The 18,850-nt window shown below is 40.4% G+C and carries 17 protein-coding genes; 10 read left to right on the top strand and 7 right to left on the bottom strand.

The window, feature by feature from the left end:
* Positions 1-71: 71 nt before the first annotated feature.
* The 4 genes from FXW07_RS19555 to FXW07_RS16855 all read left to right on the top strand — a co-directional run bounded on the left by FXW07_RS19555 (position 72) and on the right by FXW07_RS16855 (position 4,300).
* Positions 72-1,382, top strand: a complete 1,311-nt coding sequence (locus tag FXW07_RS19555; RefSeq protein ID WP_229396592.1) for a pentapeptide repeat-containing protein — start codon at positions 72-74, stop codon at positions 1,380-1,382.
* Between the two features lie 518 nt (positions 1,383-1,900).
* Positions 1,901-2,161 carry a DUF2683 family protein gene (locus tag FXW07_RS16865; protein WP_229396591.1) on the top strand — a complete coding sequence of 87 codons (261 nt, stop codon included), beginning with the start codon at positions 1,901-1,903 and terminating at the stop codon, positions 2,159-2,161.
* A 2-nt stretch (positions 2,162-2,163) separates the two neighbouring features.
* Positions 2,164-2,424 (top strand): type II toxin-antitoxin system RelE/ParE family toxin, encoded by a 261-nt coding sequence (locus tag FXW07_RS16860; RefSeq protein ID WP_048116630.1) that lies wholly within the window; start codon positions 2,164-2,166, stop codon positions 2,422-2,424.
* A gap of 397 nt (positions 2,425-2,821) precedes the next feature.
* Complete coding sequence (locus FXW07_RS16855) at positions 2,822-4,300, top strand: flippase (RefSeq protein WP_229396589.1); 1,479 nt, start codon at positions 2,822-2,824, stop codon at positions 4,298-4,300.
* Positions 4,301-4,357: 57 nt separating this feature from the next.
* Here the strand turns inward: FXW07_RS16855 and FXW07_RS16850 are convergent, their stop codons facing one another.
* From FXW07_RS16850 to FXW07_RS16835, 4 genes are all read right to left on the bottom strand, one after another.
* Positions 4,358-4,639 (bottom strand): hypothetical protein, encoded by a 282-nt coding sequence (locus FXW07_RS16850; RefSeq protein WP_229396587.1) that lies wholly within the window; start codon positions 4,637-4,639, stop codon positions 4,358-4,360.
* 104 nt (positions 4,640-4,743) lie between these two features.
* Entirely contained in the window at positions 4,744-5,001 is a 258-nt protein-coding gene (locus FXW07_RS16845; protein ID WP_229396585.1) for a hypothetical protein, read from the bottom strand.
* A gap of 247 nt (positions 5,002-5,248) precedes the next feature.
* Positions 5,249-6,457 (bottom strand): heterodisulfide reductase-related iron-sulfur binding cluster, encoded by a 1,209-nt coding sequence (locus FXW07_RS16840; protein WP_229396583.1) that lies wholly within the window; start codon positions 6,455-6,457, stop codon positions 5,249-5,251.
* A gap of 4 nt (positions 6,458-6,461) precedes the next feature.
* A complete protein-coding gene (locus tag FXW07_RS16835) occupies positions 6,462-7,832 on the bottom strand; it encodes an FAD-binding oxidoreductase (RefSeq protein WP_229396582.1) in 1,371 nt (456 codons plus the stop codon).
* Between the two features lie 293 nt (positions 7,833-8,125).
* Here FXW07_RS16835 and arcS point away from each other — a divergent pair, with 293 nt between their 5' ends.
* From arcS to rimI, 3 genes are all read left to right on the top strand, one after another.
* Entirely contained in the window at positions 8,126-10,006 is a 1,881-nt protein-coding gene (gene arcS, locus FXW07_RS16830) for an archaeosine synthase subunit alpha (RefSeq protein WP_229396602.1), read from the top strand.
* 104 nt (positions 10,007-10,110) lie between these two features.
* Positions 10,111-10,323 (top strand): hypothetical protein, encoded by a 213-nt coding sequence (locus tag FXW07_RS16825; protein ID WP_229396580.1) that lies wholly within the window; start codon positions 10,111-10,113, stop codon positions 10,321-10,323.
* A 109-nt stretch (positions 10,324-10,432) separates the two neighbouring features.
* Entirely contained in the window at positions 10,433-10,963 is a 531-nt protein-coding gene (gene rimI, locus FXW07_RS16820) for a ribosomal protein S18-alanine N-acetyltransferase (protein WP_229396578.1), read from the top strand.
* On the opposite strand, the gene FXW07_RS16815 is transcribed toward rimI, so the two are convergent.
* Together FXW07_RS16815 and dnaG are read right to left on the bottom strand one after the other, a co-directional pair.
* Positions 10,947-11,225: a UPF0058 family protein gene (locus FXW07_RS16815; RefSeq protein WP_011305979.1), complete on the bottom strand. Its 279-nt coding sequence runs from the start codon at positions 11,223-11,225 to the stop codon at positions 10,947-10,949. The two genes, rimI and FXW07_RS16815, sit on opposite strands and share 17 nt — an antisense overlap.
* A gap of 730 nt (positions 11,226-11,955) precedes the next feature.
* Positions 11,956-13,512, bottom strand: coding sequence for a DNA primase DnaG (gene dnaG, locus FXW07_RS16810; protein WP_229396576.1), 1,557 nt, complete (start codon positions 13,510-13,512; stop codon positions 11,956-11,958).
* Between the two features lie 1,516 nt (positions 13,513-15,028).
* On the opposite strand from dnaG, the gene FXW07_RS16805 reads away from it, so the two are divergent.
* The 3 genes from FXW07_RS16805 (at position 15,029) to FXW07_RS16795 (ending at position 17,775) form a co-directional block, all read left to right on the top strand.
* Positions 15,029-16,492, top strand: a complete 1,464-nt coding sequence (locus FXW07_RS16805) for an FAD-dependent oxidoreductase (protein ID WP_229396574.1) — start codon at positions 15,029-15,031, stop codon at positions 16,490-16,492.
* Positions 16,493-16,621: 129 nt separating this feature from the next.
* Positions 16,622-17,617, top strand: a complete 996-nt coding sequence (gene rtcA / locus FXW07_RS16800) for an RNA 3'-terminal phosphate cyclase (protein WP_229396572.1) — start codon at positions 16,622-16,624, stop codon at positions 17,615-17,617.
* Positions 17,614-17,775 carry a hypothetical protein gene (locus tag FXW07_RS16795; protein WP_229396570.1) on the top strand — a complete coding sequence of 54 codons (162 nt, stop codon included), beginning with the start codon at positions 17,614-17,616 and terminating at the stop codon, positions 17,773-17,775. The genes rtcA and FXW07_RS16795 overlap by 4 nt, the downstream gene beginning before the upstream one ends.
* 45 nt (positions 17,776-17,820) lie before the next feature.
* Here the strand turns inward: FXW07_RS16795 and FXW07_RS16790 are convergent, their stop codons facing one another.
* Complete coding sequence (locus FXW07_RS16790) at positions 17,821-18,444, bottom strand: RNA 2'-phosphotransferase (protein WP_229396568.1); 624 nt, start codon at positions 18,442-18,444, stop codon at positions 17,821-17,823.
* Between the last annotated feature and the right edge of the window lie 406 nt (positions 18,445-18,850).

The following is an 18,850-nucleotide window of genomic DNA, read 5'->3' as shown; positions in this document are numbered from 1 at the left end:
ACTGATCCTGGAGAAAAACAAGATAAACATTTAGTGGTTTTCTGACGGCAAGGAAAAGTGGTGGAAGTCCTGTGAATCCCGGTAAGATGGAATATATAAAAAAATTAGAAACATCGGTGAAGACAACAAAAAAACTATTACCAGTAATACGCTATGATACTGCTAGAACATTAAAAATAAAGTATGAAGCAGCAAAACGAAACCCAGTAGTTATTATAATTATCTTAATTATACTTAGTCTATTACTTATAATAATTTTACAAGAAGTTCCGAAATGGCAAGTGTCTGAGTTTGAAATAAATGACTCAATAACTGTAGCTCAGGTCGAGAACAGCTACCGTGCGACATTAGCTCAAATAATTGGTGGCTTTGCACTGTTACTTGGTCTTTATTTCACTTGGAAAAGTGTCGTAACTGCTAAGGAAAGCCAGATAACTGAACTTTTTACTCAGGCAATTGATCAATTAGGAGCTATTGATCAATTTGGAAATCCAGCAATAGAGATTAGATTAGGGGGAATATATGCCCTTGAAAAAATCTCAATTCAATCTAAGAAAGACCACTGGCCAATCATGAATATTTTAACTGCGTATATTAGAAAAAACTCACCGATTGACGAATCTGAAGAATTTGATTATTTATCTAAGTACTCTAAAGTGTTTAACCTTGAAACTCCAGAAACTGGGTCTATAGATAAAGACACCGGACTTAAAAATAAATATAAATACTCTGATATATTTTCCTTTTTGTCTTTAGGAAATGGATCTAAAGATAATTTAGACGTAGATAATATGAAATGGGGATCTCTAAATTCACTCAATAAAAAACCAAAGAAAATATCTGTAGATAATTTAGATATTCAAGCAATCCTTACTGTCATTGGAAGGCGTAAGTATTCATCTGTTAATGGTGAACCAGACTTACTAGATATTCGCGATGTTGATCTACCTGGAGCTGACTTTCCTGGAGCTAATCTTGATTTTACTTTATTTATAGGGACTAACCTTAAAAATTCTAATCTTATAATGGCGAGCCTTAAAGGAGCTTTTTTACAATTTACTAACCTTGAAAAAGCTTTTCTACAATTTGCTAACCTTAAAGGAGCTAATCTTGAAGACGCTTATCTTAAAGATGCTAACCTTGAAGACGCAAATCTTAAAGATGCTAACCTTGAAGGAGCCGTTCTTGACGGAACTAACCTTCGAGGAGTTCGCAATTTATCATTTGATCAGCTTTCTAAAGTGAATACTCTTTATAATGCAAAATTAGATGAAAAACTCTTGACATTAATAAAAGAGAAACGTCCATCTCTTCTTTTGAATCCCCATCCTCTCGATGTCACTTACGATGATACAAGATGGTCAAAAATATATGAGATATAAGAAGATCCAGTACTGATATGAAAGAATGAAACTATAGATTCTATTGCAAAAAAACTAGTATCAAAACGATGTCAGTGTCACAAATTTACCGTAAATTCGAAGTCAAATTTTTGAATACTCTGGTAAAAATTGAGCTTCTGACATGAAATCTTCTACCCAATTACTTTCTGAGATTTGTTATTTACAGAAAATTAGGCACATTGCTAAATCAAGCAGTATATCTAAAGTTCTATAAATTTTATAAAACTAGTATTTCTTCATTGGTCATCGGTTAAGGAATTTTCTTGCCTGAAAGCTATCGATTTTGCTTTAGAAGCTAGCCTTAAATTTTGGCCTATTTACATGAAATCAATACTCTGTTCCAGCTTCTTATTTATAAAACATTTGACAAATATTGTGGAAATTGACGCAATTTGTCATGATTCCTCACTTAACCGAAGACTCATGAGTATTTCTAGACTTAACAGAAAGATAGTATTATATTCAACGTGTGCATATGATGTGCATAAGGAATGCATATGATACAAGCTAGAGTCAAAATATCAGACAGGACAAACCAGGTTTTGAATATTGTTAAAGCCAAATATAATCTAAAGGATAAGAGTGCAGCTCTTGACTTAGTTGTAGCTCAATATGAAGAGAAAATACTTGAGCCTCAGTACAGTCCTGAGTTCATAAAAGAAATGCTTGATTCGGAAAATGACGAAGTAATTGGGCCATTTGAAAATGCCGATAAACTAAAAGCATACATTGAAAACTTGCCTGATGAGGATGAATAAGCTTGTACAAATTATTAATCAAAGGAAAACTTTCAAAAGAGCTGAGAAAGTTAAACAAAAAGAATCATGTCCTATTTGAGGCAGTATTCAAAAAAGCTGATGAAATTTGCATTAATCCTCAGCATTACAAAAATCTCAACTATCCTTTGAATAAGTATAAGCGAGTGCATGTTGATTCTAATTTTGTGCTATGTTTTTCTGTTGATGAAAAAGAGCAAACTGTGACGTTAGTAAAATTGGCCCATCACAAAGATGCTTATTAATTAAAGTGCAATTTCGTGTAAATTGTTGAACTTTAGTAGCACTTCGGCAGTGTCATGAATTTGCTGTAATAAACGTAATCCTATGTAAGCATGGCTTGGATTCACCTTCATAACCCCTGACACTCACGCCAGAAAGCCCTAGATTTCCTACTTACCTGCCCGCAGTAAGTGTCCATAGGTCTTATGTGTAAATTTAGATAATGTTGATTCTTGTGATAGTATGTTTTTATTTTTAGGGTTTATTTTTGCAATGGACCTCCACATGGCGTTCAAAAGGATTTAAATACATTATTGATAATAAGTTGGATTAAATTTTAAGAGTACTTTTGTAAGTATTATTTTCGTGAGTTTATCCAAATTATAAATATAAAAAACAGGATTTTTTCAAGGTTAATTGATGTCATATCAAAAGTTTGCAAGAGATGTTGGCTTAATAGGCACGGCTCAAGTACTTACAAGCCTGGGTACTTTTTTTCTACTTCCGATAATCACAAAAAGCCTTGGAGCATATTATTACGGCATCTGGGCTCAGATCACTATCACTGTGTCCCTTATTACCCCATTTGCACTTCTGGGCCTTTCAATGGCTCTTGTCAGATTTTTATCTTCTGAAACAGAGATAAACAAAATAAGGGAAGCTGTCTACTCCATTCTTTTTTTCGTAACTATGTCTGGTCTTTTAGTCTCTTTTTTGCTTTATATGTTTGCAGAACCTCTCGCGACATTTGCTTTCAAGGACCTTAGAGCAGCTTATTTCATCAAAGCAGGTTCACTTTTGATTCTCTTGAATGTGCTCGAGCCTGTGTCCCTATATTATTTTAGAGTATTTAAGCAGATCAAGAAATACTCTTGCCTTACTATTTTTGAGGTGTTTGGAAAACTACTTTTGACTCTTGCTCTTCTTAAAATGGGATACGGGCTTCTTGGTGTGATAGCAGCCACATTAATGGTACAGAGCATTATTATTTTAATCGCTTTTCTAACAATTATATCACAGATTGGATTTGTTATTCCTCGATTTATTTATATAAGAGAGTACCTGCAATTTTCTTTACCGCTGACTCCAAATGCTCTTATCAGATGGGTTACGGAATCAAGTGACAGATATCTGGTTACCTACTTTCTTGGTCTAAAAAGCGTGGGTGTGTATTCGGCAGCCTGTTCTATTGGCAGCCTTACACAGTTTTTTGTAAGTCCCCTTCAACTTATTCTTCTCCCAGAACTTGCAAAATTGTTTGATGAAAATAAAATTGACAAAGTAATTATTTATATGTCCTATTCTTTGCGATATTTCCTTCTAATTTCCATTCCGGCAGTCTTTGGGCTTTCAGCTCTCGCAAAGCCTTTACTTGGAATATTTACAACTGAAGACTTTTTATCGGGTTGGTTTGTGATTCCTGTTATTGCTTTTTCTGGCCTTATGACAGGAGTTGTTCAAATTTTTATCAATACACTGTTAATTGTCAAAAAAACAAAAGCACAAACTTATATCAATATTGCTGCGGCAGTTTCGAACGTATTGCTCAATCTTTTACTAATACCCTCAATAGGTATTGTCGGAGCTGCTCTTTCAACTCTGATCTCATACTTTTTTATGGCAATTCTCTGCACGCATATGTCTTTAAAATATTTTAAACATGAATTCTATTTTTATGATATTGCAAAAAGCATTTTGTCCTCAGTGGCTATGTATCTCTTTGTTTCTTATTTTGAGATTTCAAGCATCCATGAGATTTTTGAGGTCGCAGGAATAGGTGTTTTAATCTATCTATTTGGAATGCTTCTGTTGGGAGGGTTCACCGACCTTGAACTTTCTTTAATAAAGAGATATTTGTTTGGAATTAAGAAAAATCTAGTCAAAATAATTGGAGTTTAAACATTCGACTATAAAAAACGCACTTAATCCTGATGTAAGCATGGCTTGGGTTCACCTTCATAAACCCTGACATTCACGCCAGAAAGCCCTGAATTTTCCACTTACCTGCCCGCAGTAAGTTTCCAGAGGCCTTTCCTTGATCTCAATTGACAGGTTTGCCTCACCATCCCAGCTAAAGTGTGCAACTATTCCGTTTCCTTTGAGAACACCGGAATTCCCGGATGAAACTTCAAGTCCATAGCTCTGAAGTTTTTTCTTCATACAGGAAAATACTTCAGGAGTTACATTTCTGAATTTAATCCCCTGGCAGCCCTCAGTATCCAGTTTCCTTTCGCCCATAGTCTTAATCCGAAATTAATTCCTATGAAACTGATTCTTATAATATAGTCCGAAGATAATTTTCGAAGCTAATTCTAAATTTCCTCACGATCTGAGGCAAACTTTTACGAGCCGTGGCAATCTCTTACGAAACCTTTTATTTTTTGGGCAGCGATTTCACAACTGATGATAAAAGGTTTTTCCGTGATTGTAATGGTAAGATTGGACTGTCCGTCCCATTCGAAATTCGCAGTAATTCCTTTGCCAGAAAGTTCTCCTCTATATCCTGCCGGGACGTGGATACCGTAGTCCTGAAGCTTTTTCTTCATACAGTTAAACGTATCAGGCTTAACGTTACGAAACGTTATCGGTTTACAACTCATTATCCTGTTCTCCTAACCGACCTCTAAAACTCAGATTCAACCGTAAAATCCAGTAAACAAGAGTGTTGTTCCAAAAATAAAAACATGGTGCCATACGCCGTAAAAAAATGGGTTGGGCCAGATCAAGCCGACCCTTAGTAAAACCAACTGAGAAACAGCCGTTGAACCTAAAATAGTTAGACTCAGAAATAGCTAGACTCAGAAATAACCAGACTTTGAAGTTAGCCAGACTTTGAAGTTAATCAGACTACTCCATTGCCATTGCCACGAGTTCTACAATATCAATAACCTCGATATCTCCGCCTGCATCCCTAAGGTTCCTTACGCAGAGAGGACAGGAGGTGACGATATAATCCACGCCTTCCGGCACATCTTGAAGCCTGTTTCTTGCAAGTTCAAGAGAGATATCAGGATACCCTGTCCGTACCCCGCCTCCGCCGCCGCAGCAGCGTGCGTTATCTTTAATGTTCTTCATTTCCTTGAGAGTACAGATTGCCTCAATAACCTTTCTTGGAGCATCATAAACCTTATTATGCCTGCCCAGGTGGCAGGGGTCATGGTAGGTAACTGTAAGGTCAAGTTTCTTTAAATTGAGTTCTTCCAGATGTTCGGCAAGGAATTCAGGGAGGCTAATAACCCTGAGTTCTTCAGGGTAGTTGTTCTTGAGCGTTGTATAACAACCGGCACAGCTTGTGATAATTGTGTGTGCCCCTACTTTCCTGATCTGCTCAAGGTTGTGCTTCATTACTTTTTCTGCATCCTCCTTAAATCCGGTACGCAGGAGTGGAGAAGCACAGCACTGCTCGTCAGGAAGGAGAGTTACGCCAAAGCGCTGCAGAATTCCAAATGTTTTTTTAGCAAACTCCGGATAGCGATAGGAATCAAAGCAGCCCACAAAATAGACATAATCTGACTTTTCAGGGAGTTTGGAAAATTCTGCTTCGGAGAGCCAGTGTTTACGATCTCTTGTTTCCCCGAAAGAATTACCGTATGTCATAATTGCCGATTTCAAGTTTTCCTGGGCGTCAGTTGTGATGCCACATTTCACAAGCTGGGCACGGGCAGCTTCAACAACCTCAGGTGGATTTGCTCCTGCAGGGCATTTGGAAGCACAGATTCCACATGTTGTACAGGAAGCAAGGCTTGGAAGGACATCTTCGGAAGGGGGCCTCCCTTCAAGCAGGCTTTTGATGATTAGCATTCTGCCTCGTGTGTTGGCAGATTCCCAGCCTACCACGTCAAACACAGGGCAAACCGAGCGGCAGGTCCCGCACTGCACGCATCTATAAACCGACCTGCGGTCAACCTCAAAAGACTGCTTTTCGCTTTCGCTCCCGTTTATCCCAGTATCGGTTATTTTGATCTCATTATCGGTTGTTTTGATCTCATTATCGGTTATTTTGGTTTTTGCCGGTTTTTTTGCCTGCTCAGTTTCCTTTTTTCCTTCGTTTTTCATGTTCTCACAACCCCAGTTTGCCCGGATTCAGTATACCTTTCGGATCAAGGACATTTTTAATCGCACGCATTACCTCAAGGGCAGGGCCCCATTGTGCTTTCATGTATTCAGCCCTGGCCGCGCCTATACCATGTTCGGAGCTAACTGTGCCTCCAAGCTCAATCGCTGTCCTGTGAATAAGGTCCGCAGCTTTTTTCAGGCGGTCCCACTCGTCTTTATTCAAGACATCGATGAAAAGGGCAAGGTGCAGGTTTCCGTCCCCTATATGCCCGTATTTCATAGCCGGCAGGTTGAATTTCTCGGCGATTTCCTGTGCTCGTTTTAGCAGTTCCGGGATTTGCTTTATGGGAACTCCCACGTCTTCTCCGACATAGATGCGGCTCTTTGTTGGATCCAGGCGAGAAACAGCAGCTCCGACGAGTTTTCTGGCTGCCCAGATATCTGCCATTTCCTTTTCACTTTCCGCAAGCCTTATGGAAAGAGCCAGGGGGGCACAGACTTTCATTATCTGTGCTGCAGCTTCACGTGCCGAGTTTTCAGTGCCGTCAACCTCGAAAAGAATAACATCGCCTTCTGAAGGAAGCACAAGGTTCGGGTCGTAACGTTTGAGAACCTGCAGAGAAACCCTGTCCAGAATCTCACAGGCCGAGGGAATAACCCCGTTTGAAAAGGTTTTTACAACTGCCTGCCCTGCAATTTCCGCATTTTCAAAGGAAGTAATTACCAGTTTTCGGGTTTTAGGGAGAGGAGCAATCTTAAGCCTGGCTTTTGTGACAATGCCGAGTGTGCCCTCCGAACCTACAATAAGCTGGGTCAAATCATATCCTGCTGCGGATTTCAGCATCTTTGAACCGGTATGAATAACTGTCCCGTCCGCAAGCACCACTTCAAGGTCACGAACGTAGTTTCTGGTAGTACCGTACTTAACACAGCGCATTCCGCTTGCGTTGTAAGCTATCATACCCCCGATAGTACACATGGCTGAGCTGCCAGGATTTGGAGGAAAGAAAAAGCCATAAGGCTTTAGCGCTTCATTTAAAGCATCCTGAATAAGCCCGGGTTCTACCAGAACCTGAATATTATCAATATCGAGTTCAAGAACACGGTTCATGCCCGACATATCCAGCACAATGCCCCCTTTAACAGGGACTGCACCACCTGCAAGTCCGGTGCCTGCTCCCCTTGCAGTCACAGGGATCTCGTTCTCATAGGCAAGCCTGACAATCCGGCTTACTTCATCTGTACTTTTCGGGCGTACCACGTAATCAGGCATTCCCTTGACCTGGGATGCGTCAGAAGAATAACAATAAAGTTCCGAAGGAGAGACAGAAAGTCGTCCACCAACGATTTTTTGAAGTTCTGCAGTTATATCCATTCTAGACCTCAAATTGGAGTTCAAATGTGAAAAATAGAATTTCTGTCACGGCTTGAGACAGACAATGACAGACAAATGAAAGATGAGTTGCAGCAAATAATCAAGATTAATAATATATAAAAATATACCATCCTCCTTTCTTCTGAAGAATACCATTCTCCTTCTGAAGAGTTCAAGAGATGAAACGTAAAGCTGAGAACCTTTTAGCTTCAGAAAAACTGGAAGTAAAAGAAATATTCAGGAAAAAAGTGCAGGACAAACCTTTACATCCTGATAGACATAAGAGGACAAACATGACACGGTACTTTGAGATAGAACAGAGAGACGGAGCAGCAAGGATTGGAAAACTTCTGCTGTCTCCCGAGCTTCATACGCCCTGCATTTTGAATGCGGCAGAACTTGGAAAGCTTGAAAAACCTGGCCCTGTTATTGATGCAGGAAGTTTCTGGGGTGTAAAATCCGATGCAGAGCTAGAAGCACGCATAAAGCAAATCCGGGAAAAAGCAGGAAAAGGAACTCTTATAATCCTGCCGCATCAAGCTTATCCGCCTGCCATTCCAGCTGAGTCCCTCGGGAAAGTCCAAAAATTTACTGCTTTTAAAGGCGAAAACGTTGAAGATGCAGGCCCGACAGGTTCCCTCCTGAGGATGGGAGAACAGCCTGAAAAAACTGACCTGTATGTAATGGAAGGGGCAGGTACCCTGGAAAACAATGCACGAAGATTTCTCGAGACTGTAATAGAGTTTAGAAACCATATTCCTCCTGATACAGCTCTTTATGCCCCAAACCTGGCGCTTCCTGAAAATATAGCTATGCTAGTCTACCTCGGAATTGATGTCCTGGACGATACCAGAGCAGAAATTGCAGCTTATTCTGATATTTACCTGACAGCAGCAGGCAGCTTTTATCTTGACTCCCTGACAGAGTTTCCCTGCAGGTGCAGAGTATGTGCCGAAAGTACACCTGCAGATCTCAGGAAGCTTCCGAAAATAGAGAGAGCAAAATTCCTTTCAGCTCACAATAGGAATGCTCTCGAAGCCGAACTTTCTCTTGTGCGGGAAAGAATAAGGACCGGAACATTGAGAGAATATATTGAAGGCCAGTGCAGGGTCAGGCCCTGGCTCACAGCCCTGTTAAGACTTGGAGATTTTGAGTATTCCTACCTTGAAGAAAGAATTCCTGCTTTTCGGCAAAACCAGCTTCTTGCAGATACCTCGGAGGCTCTGTCTCGAGTCGAAGTGGTGCGGTTTGCACGGCGTATACAGGAGAGGTATACACCTCCGGACCTTGAGATCCTCGTACTTTTACCATGCGCGGCCAGAAAACCTTACTCAATTTCCCAATCCCATCAGAAATTTATTCTGGCCCTAGGAAAATACCGGAAATTCGTCCATGAAGTGATTTTAACCTCGCCTCTTGGAATAGTGCCCAGAGAACTGGAATTAACATACCCAGCAGCCCATTATGACACTGCGGTTACAGGGCACTGGGACGAAGAAGAAAAAGCCTGGGTTTCCGGCTGCCTTGAGGCTTATCTCTCAAAATACAGGTACAAGTCCATAGTAGCCCATGTAGAAGGGGCATACAGAGAAATCTGTGAACGAGCGGCAGGTAAGCTCGGGATTGAAATAACCTATACTGCTACAGGAAGCCTTGTATCTATGGAGGCTCTTTCAAACCTCAAGAAGACCGTTGAGTCTATCTGCACATCCGAAAGTTTCAGCAGGAAAAGCCTGAACGCGGAAGAAGACAAAAAGAATTTCATGAGAGCTATTGCAGAGTATCAGTTCGGAGAAGGTGCTGCATTTCTTTTCTCTGAAGAAACCGGGAAGCTTGCAGTCAAAGGCCGATTCCCCAAGTATCAGCTCTTTTTTGGGAAAAAACAACTCGCAACCCTGGTTCCACAATACGGAATGCTTGCTCTTTCCCTCGAAGGGGCTGAACTTGTGCTAAAAAACAAGAAATACCTGGTAAAAATCGATGATTTTCTCCCACGCGGTTCCATCCTTGCCCCAGGAGTTATTGAGGCCGATCCGGGGATAAGGCCTAATGATGAGGTAATTGTGCTCGGGAAAAAAGCGCTCTGTGTAGGGCGAGCTATGATGAGCGGAGAAGAAATGGTGAAATCCAGTAGAGGAGTTGCAGTGGATGTCAGGCATATCAAAAAACTCTGAGCTTATACATGGACCTCTAAATAAGTTATATTGAAATCGGTTATATTGAAATCGGTTATATTGAAATCGGTTATATTGAAATCGGTTATATTGAAATCGGTTATATGAAAACCAGCCATATGAAAACCAGCCATATGAAAACCAGCCATATGAAAACCAGCCATATGAAAACCAGCCATATGAAAACCAGCTATGTGAAAACCAGCTATGTGAAAACCAGCTATGTGAAAACCAGCTATGTGAAAACCAGCTATATGAAAACCAGCTATGTGAAAACCAGCTATATGAAAACCAGCTATACTGAAATAAGTTCATGAAATCTGAACTTTATGGCTTCAAAATGACTTCAGAAAAACTTCGGGAGGAATTTAGAAGAAACTTTTCCTCTCGAAGAAATAATAAAATGGCAGGAATATATTAGATATTATGATAAGGCGTTTTGTACCTGAGGACTTTCAAGAAGTAGTTGAAATTGAAAGTGAGGCCTTTTCGGAGCACAACTCCCTCCTGTACATGAGCTTTTATGAAACCGTCGGGGATGGTTTTCTTGTCGCAGAACAAGATGGAAAAGTCGTGGGGTATGTAGTAGGCTACCGTTCCGGAGAAAACGAAGGGCACATTTTTTCTGTCGGTGTCAAAGAAGAATATCGGGGAAGAGGAATAGGCACATCACTAATTCATGCTATCTGTGATATATTTGTTGCAAACGGGCTTCGATACGCAAGGCTCGAAGTAAGAAACAGTAACGACGGAGCGCAAAAATTATATAAGTCCATAGGATTTGTATCCTGCTGGACCGAAAAAAAATATTATGCAGATGGAGAGGACGGGATGGTGATGAAGATGCACCTTCACCCTTATCGTCTCCTAATTTCAAAACAAAAATACCTGGAATCTATAATTTCAGATAACGAATTCTTTGTCACCTTCAGGGGCCCTATCAGTTATTACCCATGAGCTTGATGACGGAATTCAGCGAATCCCTCATATGAGCTGGTGTTTCTTCAAAGATAGGGTCATCCCGGGACATGAGAGTTGCAAGTTCGCCTCCTAAAATAAAAATTGCGCGCTTGTGATCTGCCTTGCTCCGGTGAATGTGTACAGGGCTTATGGATAAAGCCTTGTAATCATCGAATTCGTGCGTTACCCCGTGCCTTTCGAAATATCTCTTCATTTGGGCCATATACGTGTGTAGTTGTATTAGCTCTTCCTTGTGCATAGCGAACAGACCTACAATTTTACAAGATCAAATTAATGTTATCTTGAATCGGATAAAAGAATTATCCGAGGAAATGAACTTCCTAGTTTTAAATGATAAACTTTTCCATATAATGTATATGATAAATAATGAAGGATTATGGCAGAAAGTGTGAAGTTTAGCACTATGGTGTGAAAAAATACCAAATCGTGGTGATCCTCTAGACCCTATACATAAACTTCTGGACCTTATATATAAATATTACACATAAGATGACAATTCAGAAGGAGTTGACGTTAGAAAAAGATGGAAAGTATAGGAATGTCTTTTTTAGAAAAATGAGATTATGAAATGTAAGAACTTATGGAAAAAAAGACAGACTTTAGGAAATAAAACCCCAGAATTAAGAAAAGAAACAAAAAGGAAGTAAAAACTTGAAAAAATGAAAGATAAGCTGGAAAAAGAAAAAAAGAATAGGGAAGAGTGAAGAGTGAAAAAAGAGTAGTGGAAAAGATGGGAATTAAGATAATAGAAGTAAAAAGGAAGGAAAAGTGAAAAAAGAAGCAATAAGGAATGAAAAGTGAAAAAAAGAAGTAATAAGGAATAGGAAATGAAAAAATGAAGAAATAAGGAATGAAAATTGAGAAAAAAGAAGCAATAAGGAATGAAAAGTGAAAAAAGGAAGTAAAAAGAAAGGAAAAGTGAAAAAAGGGAGTAAAAAAGAATAAATATTGAGAGAAGTAAAGGTCTCTCAAAGCATGCCTGCGGTTAAAACTTCCATATCAGCAGGAACCTTGGCTATATTCCCTATCTTTACACCTATAAGGTTCTTAATTGCATTACTTGAGGCAATATCAACGAGTCTCTGAGTAATTACGCCATCAAAAACTACGCTCTGGATGTTTTCTTTATAGGTTTTCAGCCTGCTCGCAAGGTCCCGCACCGCAATCTCTTCTATTACCTTGTCCTGAGAGTCAAGAATTCTGGCTGTTAAAGTTCCTTTCAGAGCCTCGACATGAGGCCTGAACCTGAGAGCTTCAGGAGAAACAGGGACTGGCTTTACTGGAGCAGGAGAGACCCTGACCGCCTCACCTCCAGGAACTTTGACGGCTGCCGGGACCTTATCGACAGGCTTTTCTCTGGAAACTCTGACAGCAGAAGGAACTACCCTCGCTGAAATCTGAGGTTTTGCGATGATAGGTCTTGTTTTGACTTTTTCTGCAGTCACAGGAACTATTCCCGAGACTTTTTCAGCAGTTTTTTCAGAAATCTTTTCAAAAGCTTTTACAGATTCTGTTTCTTTCGTTTCTTCTTCCGGGAATTCCTCCCCGTAAAGGTCTGGCTTTGAAGAGACTCTGTGAACTTTAACACGCTTGTGCAGCTTCTTTTCGGCAATCCTGGGAGCAATTTCAGGTGTCCTTATCTTTCTTTTGGAGCCCCTCTCCACTCTGCAGGCACTATCTTCGCCTTCCCTCTCCTGGATTCCGTATTTCTCGATGATCTGCTCTACAGGAACCTTCCGACGAAGAGCTCGTATAACTTCTTTCTGGACAAGGTCCTCTACACATTTTCCATCGGGGGCACGGGCAACATAGTCGATGTCTGCCACCTGGAGGAGCTCACGTATTATGAGTTCTCCTCCGCGGTCTCCGTCAGTAAACGCTGTTACTGTTTTCTTTTTAGTAAGCTCTGCAACTTCCGGAGGAATATTTGTTCCTCCTACACAGATGGTGTTCTTTATACCATAGCGGAGCAGGTTCAGAATGTCAGCCCTTCCCTCGAGAATAATGATGGCATCTGAATTAAGTACATTCGGCCCACAGGGAATTCTGGATTTTCCGTAGTAAGTGAGTTCATCGACTCTTACGGACTGTCGTACTTCGTCGGCCAGTTCCTGGGATTCAGGCACGGTCTCATCAAACATTTTGGTAAAAATGAGTTTTGCCCTTTCAATAATCTTCTTTCGCTTTACAGCTCTGACGTCTTCTACCTGGAAAACCTCGATTTTTGCGCTGCATGGCCCCACTCTGTCAATGGTCTCAAGCGACGCGGCAAGAATTGAGGTTTCGACCTTATCAAGGCTTGAGGGAACAAAGATATTTCCTTTGGTCTTTCCTCCTTTAGCCGTAACCATTACCTCGATCCTGCCAATCCTGCCGGTTTTTTGCAGGTCACGGAGATCAAGATCAGCCCCGAGTAATCCCTCAGTTTGCCCAAAGATCGCACCTACGATATCAGGACGTTCAATTACCCCATCAGCATTAATTTTAGAATGAATGATGTATTTTGTAGTATCCGTATTTTGCATGTGAATTCTCCTCATATATTGTGAATGATTTATCGTGATAGATTTATTAAATTAAACACACTAGGAAGTTAATTCCCAACAATTGTAATTAATTACATTTGTGAATTAGATCCGTCGAGTTTTCTGATAACATAAACTATTCTCTAAACTCCGAAAACTCGTAAAGCCCTGGAAAATGCAAAAATAGTAAAAAAATCAGATTTCATCTCGGATCAGGGAAAAAAACACCCTTGAAGGGGCAGATTTAAGAATTAACTATAAATGTAGCCGGAAAGCTAGTTCCGAACCTGCCTTGAATTTCCATTGTACTTATGCCAGGAGACATAATTCGGTAGAGTGCCAGAAATTTACGCTATTAAGTGGAAGCTCTTACCTTATGAGAACCTGCTATAATCCCAGACCTGAGTTAACCTGGCTTGAGGCTCTCTAGATCTAGAATCTCTTAACTTTCAATTGAACAGACAATAATACCTGCGTTGTTTCTGAGACTTTCCAATATCTGTTCGAAAGCCTTTTCCCTAACATAAGTTCTTATTATGACCCTGAGATAAACTTCAGGACCAAAAGCCAAAAAAAGTGTTCACATTTCAATTAGCCTGATAACTATGATTTTCAATAAATACCCTTAAAAACGGGTAATCCGGGCATGAAGCCGATATGTGCAGACGCCCTATCCCGTGATTTAGGGGCTCTGTAGTGATAACTGGTAAGCGGTAAGTGAAATGTATATCAGGTTTATCGAGAACACTTTTTGACTTTTACTTCATGGGTGATGAGATATGAATTTCAGTTTTACGTTGAATGGTATTTTAACCCTGTGTGATAATGTAGTGAATCTGAAGTTTTTATTAATTTGCATATGGATTAGTTACATTGGATTATCTTTACGAATTTAGCAATGGTGAATAGGTGAAGTTGTTAATCAATGATATGATCTGACAGAACAGTTCCCTTCTGCTTTTAAATGAGTCTCGGCAAATGAGGAAACCTGTACGTCATATGTTTTAAATTCATGTATTTAATGCCGGCAGGCTTTAAGAACTTTGTGGTTATTTAAAGAGTTTTATCAAATCGAAGTAATTTTTCATGTCTGATGTCTTGAAGATAAGATACTTTCAAAACAACTCCAGAAGAAGTCTTTCAGAACGGGTCATAAGAAATTTAGAAAATGTAAAAAATAATAGAGTCGAAAATTTAGAAAAGTATATATAAAAAAAAAGACTTGTAAAAAATTGAACGGGCGAGGCATAGAAACTTTTTTATGTACTAACCCCCCACTCCCAAACTCGCTCGTTCAGCCACCCCTGAAGATTATAAGTCCTTTTCTCGCTTTTTTCGGATTATGCAAAGACCCATTTTCATGTGGGAAGAGCAGATGATTTTCAAGTAATCTGCCTTTCAAAAAATGCCTGATCAAATAACCTTAAAGAATCGTTTTAAGAATTCTCCACTCGCTAACCTGAAAGCTTTTTGGGTACTTAAATTATAATAGGCGTGAAACACAATTACTGAGAGCATGGGAAGCGATTTTGGCACAGAAAGCGTTGTAGATGAAATACAGAAAGCAGTCAAAACCGATGGAAAATTTCAGGGAGCAGTATCCGCACAGAATCTCGGAAAAAAAGACCCCGTAAAAGTGGTTATTATAGGAGGGGGAGCCTGTGGCATGGCGGTTGCTACCAAAATTCGAAGACAGAGCGATTTTGAGATTACCGTAATTTCAAGAGATTCCCATACTGCTTACAGCCACTGCGGAATCCCTTTTGTTCTGGGCCGGGAAATCGAGAGTTTTGAAAAATTAATAGTGAAACCCAAGGATTTTTTCAAAAGAAATCGAATAGATGTCAGGCTAAACGAGTGTGTCAGTTCAATAGACCTCGATTTAAAAGTTGTTCGGACAGGAGAAGGAACTTATCCTTTTGACAAACTTGTTATCGCTACAGGTAGCCTTCCCTTTATACCTCTAACAGGCAGCACAAATGTTCTCCCTTATGGTATTTTTACTCTAAGGACCCTTGACGATGGAGTGCTTTTTGAAAAAGCCCTGGAAACTGTTGAGAGAGTTTGCATAATAGGCGCAGGAACAATAGGAATAGAGTGTTCAGCGGCGCTTTCAAAAAGAGGAATTAAAACCTCCCTTATAAGCCGAAGTAAAAATCTGCTTTCCAGACAACTGGACCCTGACATTTCCGAAATCATAAAAGAACATCTGGAAAGTCTCGGGATTGAGGTCATTTTCGGGGAACTTGCTGTTTATCCTGAAAATTTCTGGAAAGAAAAAACGCTATATGTAGGAGATAGTCAGCTTTCTGCAGATCTTGTACTTCTTGCGAGTGGAGTTAGACCTGAGATATCCCTTGCCCTGGAGGCCGGTATCGAAATAGGGACAGCAGGAGGAATAATTGTAAATGAAATGCTCCAGGTTAAGGCAGGAGAAGAATTTCTTCCCTATGTATATGCAGGCGGGGAATGTGTGGAAGTAATAGACCTTATAACAGGGGAAGCAAAATTAAGTCAACTGGGAACGACAGCCCGGCATATGGCCGACATAATCGGCAATAATATCACAGGAAAACGTACTCCTCTCGGGCCACTTACCAACCCCTGGGTAGCCGTAGCAGGAGAGTTACAATTCGGCGGAGTTGGCATTACCTCAAAAGAGGCTGAAAGCCATGGAATAAAGATAAACACAGGATTTTCACGGGGGCGTACAAGAGCTTCCTATTATCCGGGCCGTAAAGACCTGTACATTAAACTCCTATTCAAAGACGATATTCTGGTAGGGGCACAGCTTGCCGGAGGAGAGGGAATAAAAGAAAGGATTGATGCTCTTTCCCTGGCAATCCGAAAGAAAGCTACCATTAGAGACCTTCTTGACCTGGAAACTTGCTATGCACCACCGGTCTCTATGCTTGTGGATCCTCTCAGACCAGCTGTAAAAACTGCAATCCGAAATATAAAGGAAAAGGAAGGAAAGTGAATAGAAGAAAAGTGAATGGAAGCGAAGTGAATAGAAGCAAAGAAAATAGAAACAAAGTGAATGGAAGCGAATAAAATAGAAAGCAGTAGGATAACGTAAGATGAAATCAGGAAAATGTGGGGGAAGAAAATGTTAGAGATCGACGGCTCTTATGGTGAAGGGGGAGGGCAGTTGGTCAGAACGGCTGTTGCCCTTTCCGCAGTTACCGGGAATGGGATAAGGATTACTAATATCAGGAAAAACAGACCAAATCCAGGCCTGAAACAGCAGCATTTAAAGGCGCTGGAAACTGCAGCCAGTATCTGTAAAGCTCAGACATCTGGACTTTTTCCAGGCTCTACTGAAATTTCGTTTGTTCCAGTGGAAATAGAGGGGGGCAAGTATGATATTGATATCGGGACTGCAGGAAGCATAACCCTGCTCCTCCAGTGTATTATGCCTGCCCTGCCATTTGCAAAAAAGAAGGTCGAGCTCACCATAAAAGGGGGAACCGACGTGGCCTGGTCTCCAACAATAGACTACCTGCAGAATGTAACCTTCAGGGCTCTGGATCAACTTGGATATTCAGGCAGCTTAACTCTGAAAGAACACGGTTACTACCCTAAAGGAGGAGGAAAAGTTTCAGCTTATTTTAAGCCGTGCAGGTTGCGAGGATTTAATTTTTTAAAAGAAGAGGAAGAAATCAAGGGGATTTCTCACGCTTCGAATCTTCCGGCTCATGTACCTTTACGCCAGGCCGAAGCTGCCAGTACGAGATTAATGGAAGCCGGATATCCATCTCAAATTGAAACTCAATCCTTTGAAGCTTTTTCCACCGGAAGCGGGATAACCCTCTGGACAGGCTATATAGGTGGGAGCGCCCTAGGGGAAAGAGGGCTTCCCGCAGAAAAAGTAGGCAAATATGCCGCAGACGAAATTATTCCTGAACTTAGATCAGGAGCCTCGGTGGACACACATCTGGCAGACCAGCTAATACCATACATGGCTCTTGCAGGAAATAGTTCTTACACTGTCCGTGAACTCTCTCTTCATACTACGACAAATATCTGGATTACTGAACAGTTTCTGAATGTCAAATTCAGGATAGAAAAAAAAGAAGGCTTTTTAGAAGTGTCCGTGAATTGAAAGAAGAGAGAAAGAGAAAGAAAAGAGGAAGAAAAAGAAAAAGGGAAGAAAAAAGGAAAGAAAAAGAAAAAGAAAAAGAAAAAGGGAAGAAAAAAGGAAAGAAAAAGAAAAAGAAAAAGAAAAAGGAAAGTAACACAAATAACTTGCTGGAAATTTAAAAATCAGCTTTTTAAAGTTGTTCTTTTGAAATCTACCCTTTAAAATCAGTCTTCAACGACAAAGAGATATTCAGGAGGTATCTTTTCCGCAAGTACGATGTCATCAGTTGCAAGTTTGAGAGAGATCCCATCTTCCTGAGCTTTAAAGGCATCGATTTGAAGGATGACAGGGCTTTCAGTATGAATAAGAGACACTTCTACTGCTTTTTCATACGAAGTGCTGAGATGGACATATCTTTGCTTTATTGGAAATATTCCGTTCTCCAGCAGAACATCAACTTCTTCAGGGCTTGCCCCATAATACAGATATGGAGAATCGCTTTCCCTGTAATCCAGATCAATGTTGACAGAGTGCCCGTAACGTGCCCTGATTCTTGAATTTCGGATCTCGTACCTTCCTTTTTCATCAGATTCTACAAGCGCGTAAAGGTATTCCTTCCTCATCCAGTTGTATCGCTTTCTCATAACGTCACAGAAATCGTTGATATTAACCCAGCCGAATCTGTCCATATCAACTCCAGCAGATTCTGGGAAATGTCTGAGAGCACCAGATACAAACCTGCCAAGCTTTTCTTCCTTGTTATCGTCCAGCAGGTATCTTCCAGGGTGTTTACACTGCAGACAGCTGCCTCCTCTAAAATAGCCGTGCTCAGTGCATTTTCGAATCATGATATCACGTACATAATGAAACTTTACTATAAATAAGGTTTTGTTTTAAGTTTTATTTTAACAAAGTTGCAGAGCCAAAATTGTATGTTTTTCAACTATCCTCTGCTCCAATTTATTTCCTGAAATTCGCAGGACAGGAAACCTCTGAGTTCTTCAGTACGGCATTCAAGGAAAAATAGTGAATATCAAGCTTTGATTTCAGGATATTTTTAGTTTGAAAGCCAGCGGGAGATAGAATAGATAAGCGTAGGCATGTTTATTAAAGGGGCATAGTTTATTAAACGGGCATAGTTTATTAATATTGATTCCGCTTTGTTGAGAAATACTTTCATCTGGCACACGGTAATCTTTAGTAAGACGGCTTGCATATCGTAGCGCAATATATAAAGTACTTCAACAGCCGCGT

It is taken from the genome of Methanosarcina sp. DH1 (genome assembly GCF_020804205.1).
Classification (GTDB): Archaea; Halobacteriota; Methanosarcinia; order Methanosarcinales; family Methanosarcinaceae; genus Methanosarcina; species Methanosarcina vacuolata.
Note: the sequence above shows the minus strand (reverse complement) of the source record. Positions and strands in the feature narration are given on the sequence as shown.

What these genes read in the sequence shown, in the direction of transcription:
- FXW07_RS16865 (WP_229396591.1), top strand. Translation starts at nt 1,901, where the DNA reads ATGATACAAGCTAGAGTCAAAATATCAGACAGGACAAACCAGGTTTTG.
- FXW07_RS16855 (WP_229396589.1), top strand. Translation starts at nt 2,822, where the DNA reads ATGTCATATCAAAAGTTTGCAAGAGATGTTGGCTTAATAGGCACGGCT.
- FXW07_RS16850 (WP_229396587.1), bottom strand. Translation starts at nt 4,639, where the DNA reads ATGGGCGAAAGGAAACTGGATACTGAGGGCTGCCAGGGGATTAAATTC.
- FXW07_RS16845 (WP_229396585.1), bottom strand. Translation starts at nt 5,001, where the DNA reads ATGAGTTGTAAACCGATAACGTTTCGTAACGTTAAGCCTGATACGTTT.
- FXW07_RS16840 (WP_229396583.1), bottom strand. Translation starts at nt 6,457, where the DNA reads ATGAAAAACGAAGGAAAAAAGGAAACTGAGCAGGCAAAAAAACCGGCA.
- FXW07_RS16835 (WP_229396582.1), bottom strand. Translation starts at nt 7,832, where the DNA reads ATGGATATAACTGCAGAACTTCAAAAAATCGTTGGTGGACGACTTTCT.
- arcS (WP_229396602.1), top strand. Translation starts at nt 8,126, where the DNA reads ATGACACGGTACTTTGAGATAGAACAGAGAGACGGAGCAGCAAGGATT.
- FXW07_RS16825 (WP_229396580.1), top strand. Translation starts at nt 10,111, where the DNA reads ATGAAAACCAGCCATATGAAAACCAGCCATATGAAAACCAGCCATATG.
- rimI (WP_229396578.1), top strand. Translation starts at nt 10,433, where the DNA reads ATGATAAGGCGTTTTGTACCTGAGGACTTTCAAGAAGTAGTTGAAATT.
- FXW07_RS16815 (WP_011305979.1), bottom strand. Translation starts at nt 11,225, where the DNA reads ATGCACAAGGAAGAGCTAATACAACTACACACGTATATGGCCCAAATG.
- dnaG (WP_229396576.1), bottom strand. Translation starts at nt 13,512, where the DNA reads ATGCAAAATACGGATACTACAAAATACATCATTCATTCTAAAATTAAT.
- FXW07_RS16805 (WP_229396574.1), top strand. Translation starts at nt 15,029, where the DNA reads ATGGGAAGCGATTTTGGCACAGAAAGCGTTGTAGATGAAATACAGAAA.
- rtcA (WP_229396572.1), top strand. Translation starts at nt 16,622, where the DNA reads ATGTTAGAGATCGACGGCTCTTATGGTGAAGGGGGAGGGCAGTTGGTC.
- FXW07_RS16790 (WP_229396568.1), bottom strand. Translation starts at nt 18,444, where the DNA reads ATGATTCGAAAATGCACTGAGCACGGCTATTTTAGAGGAGGCAGCTGT.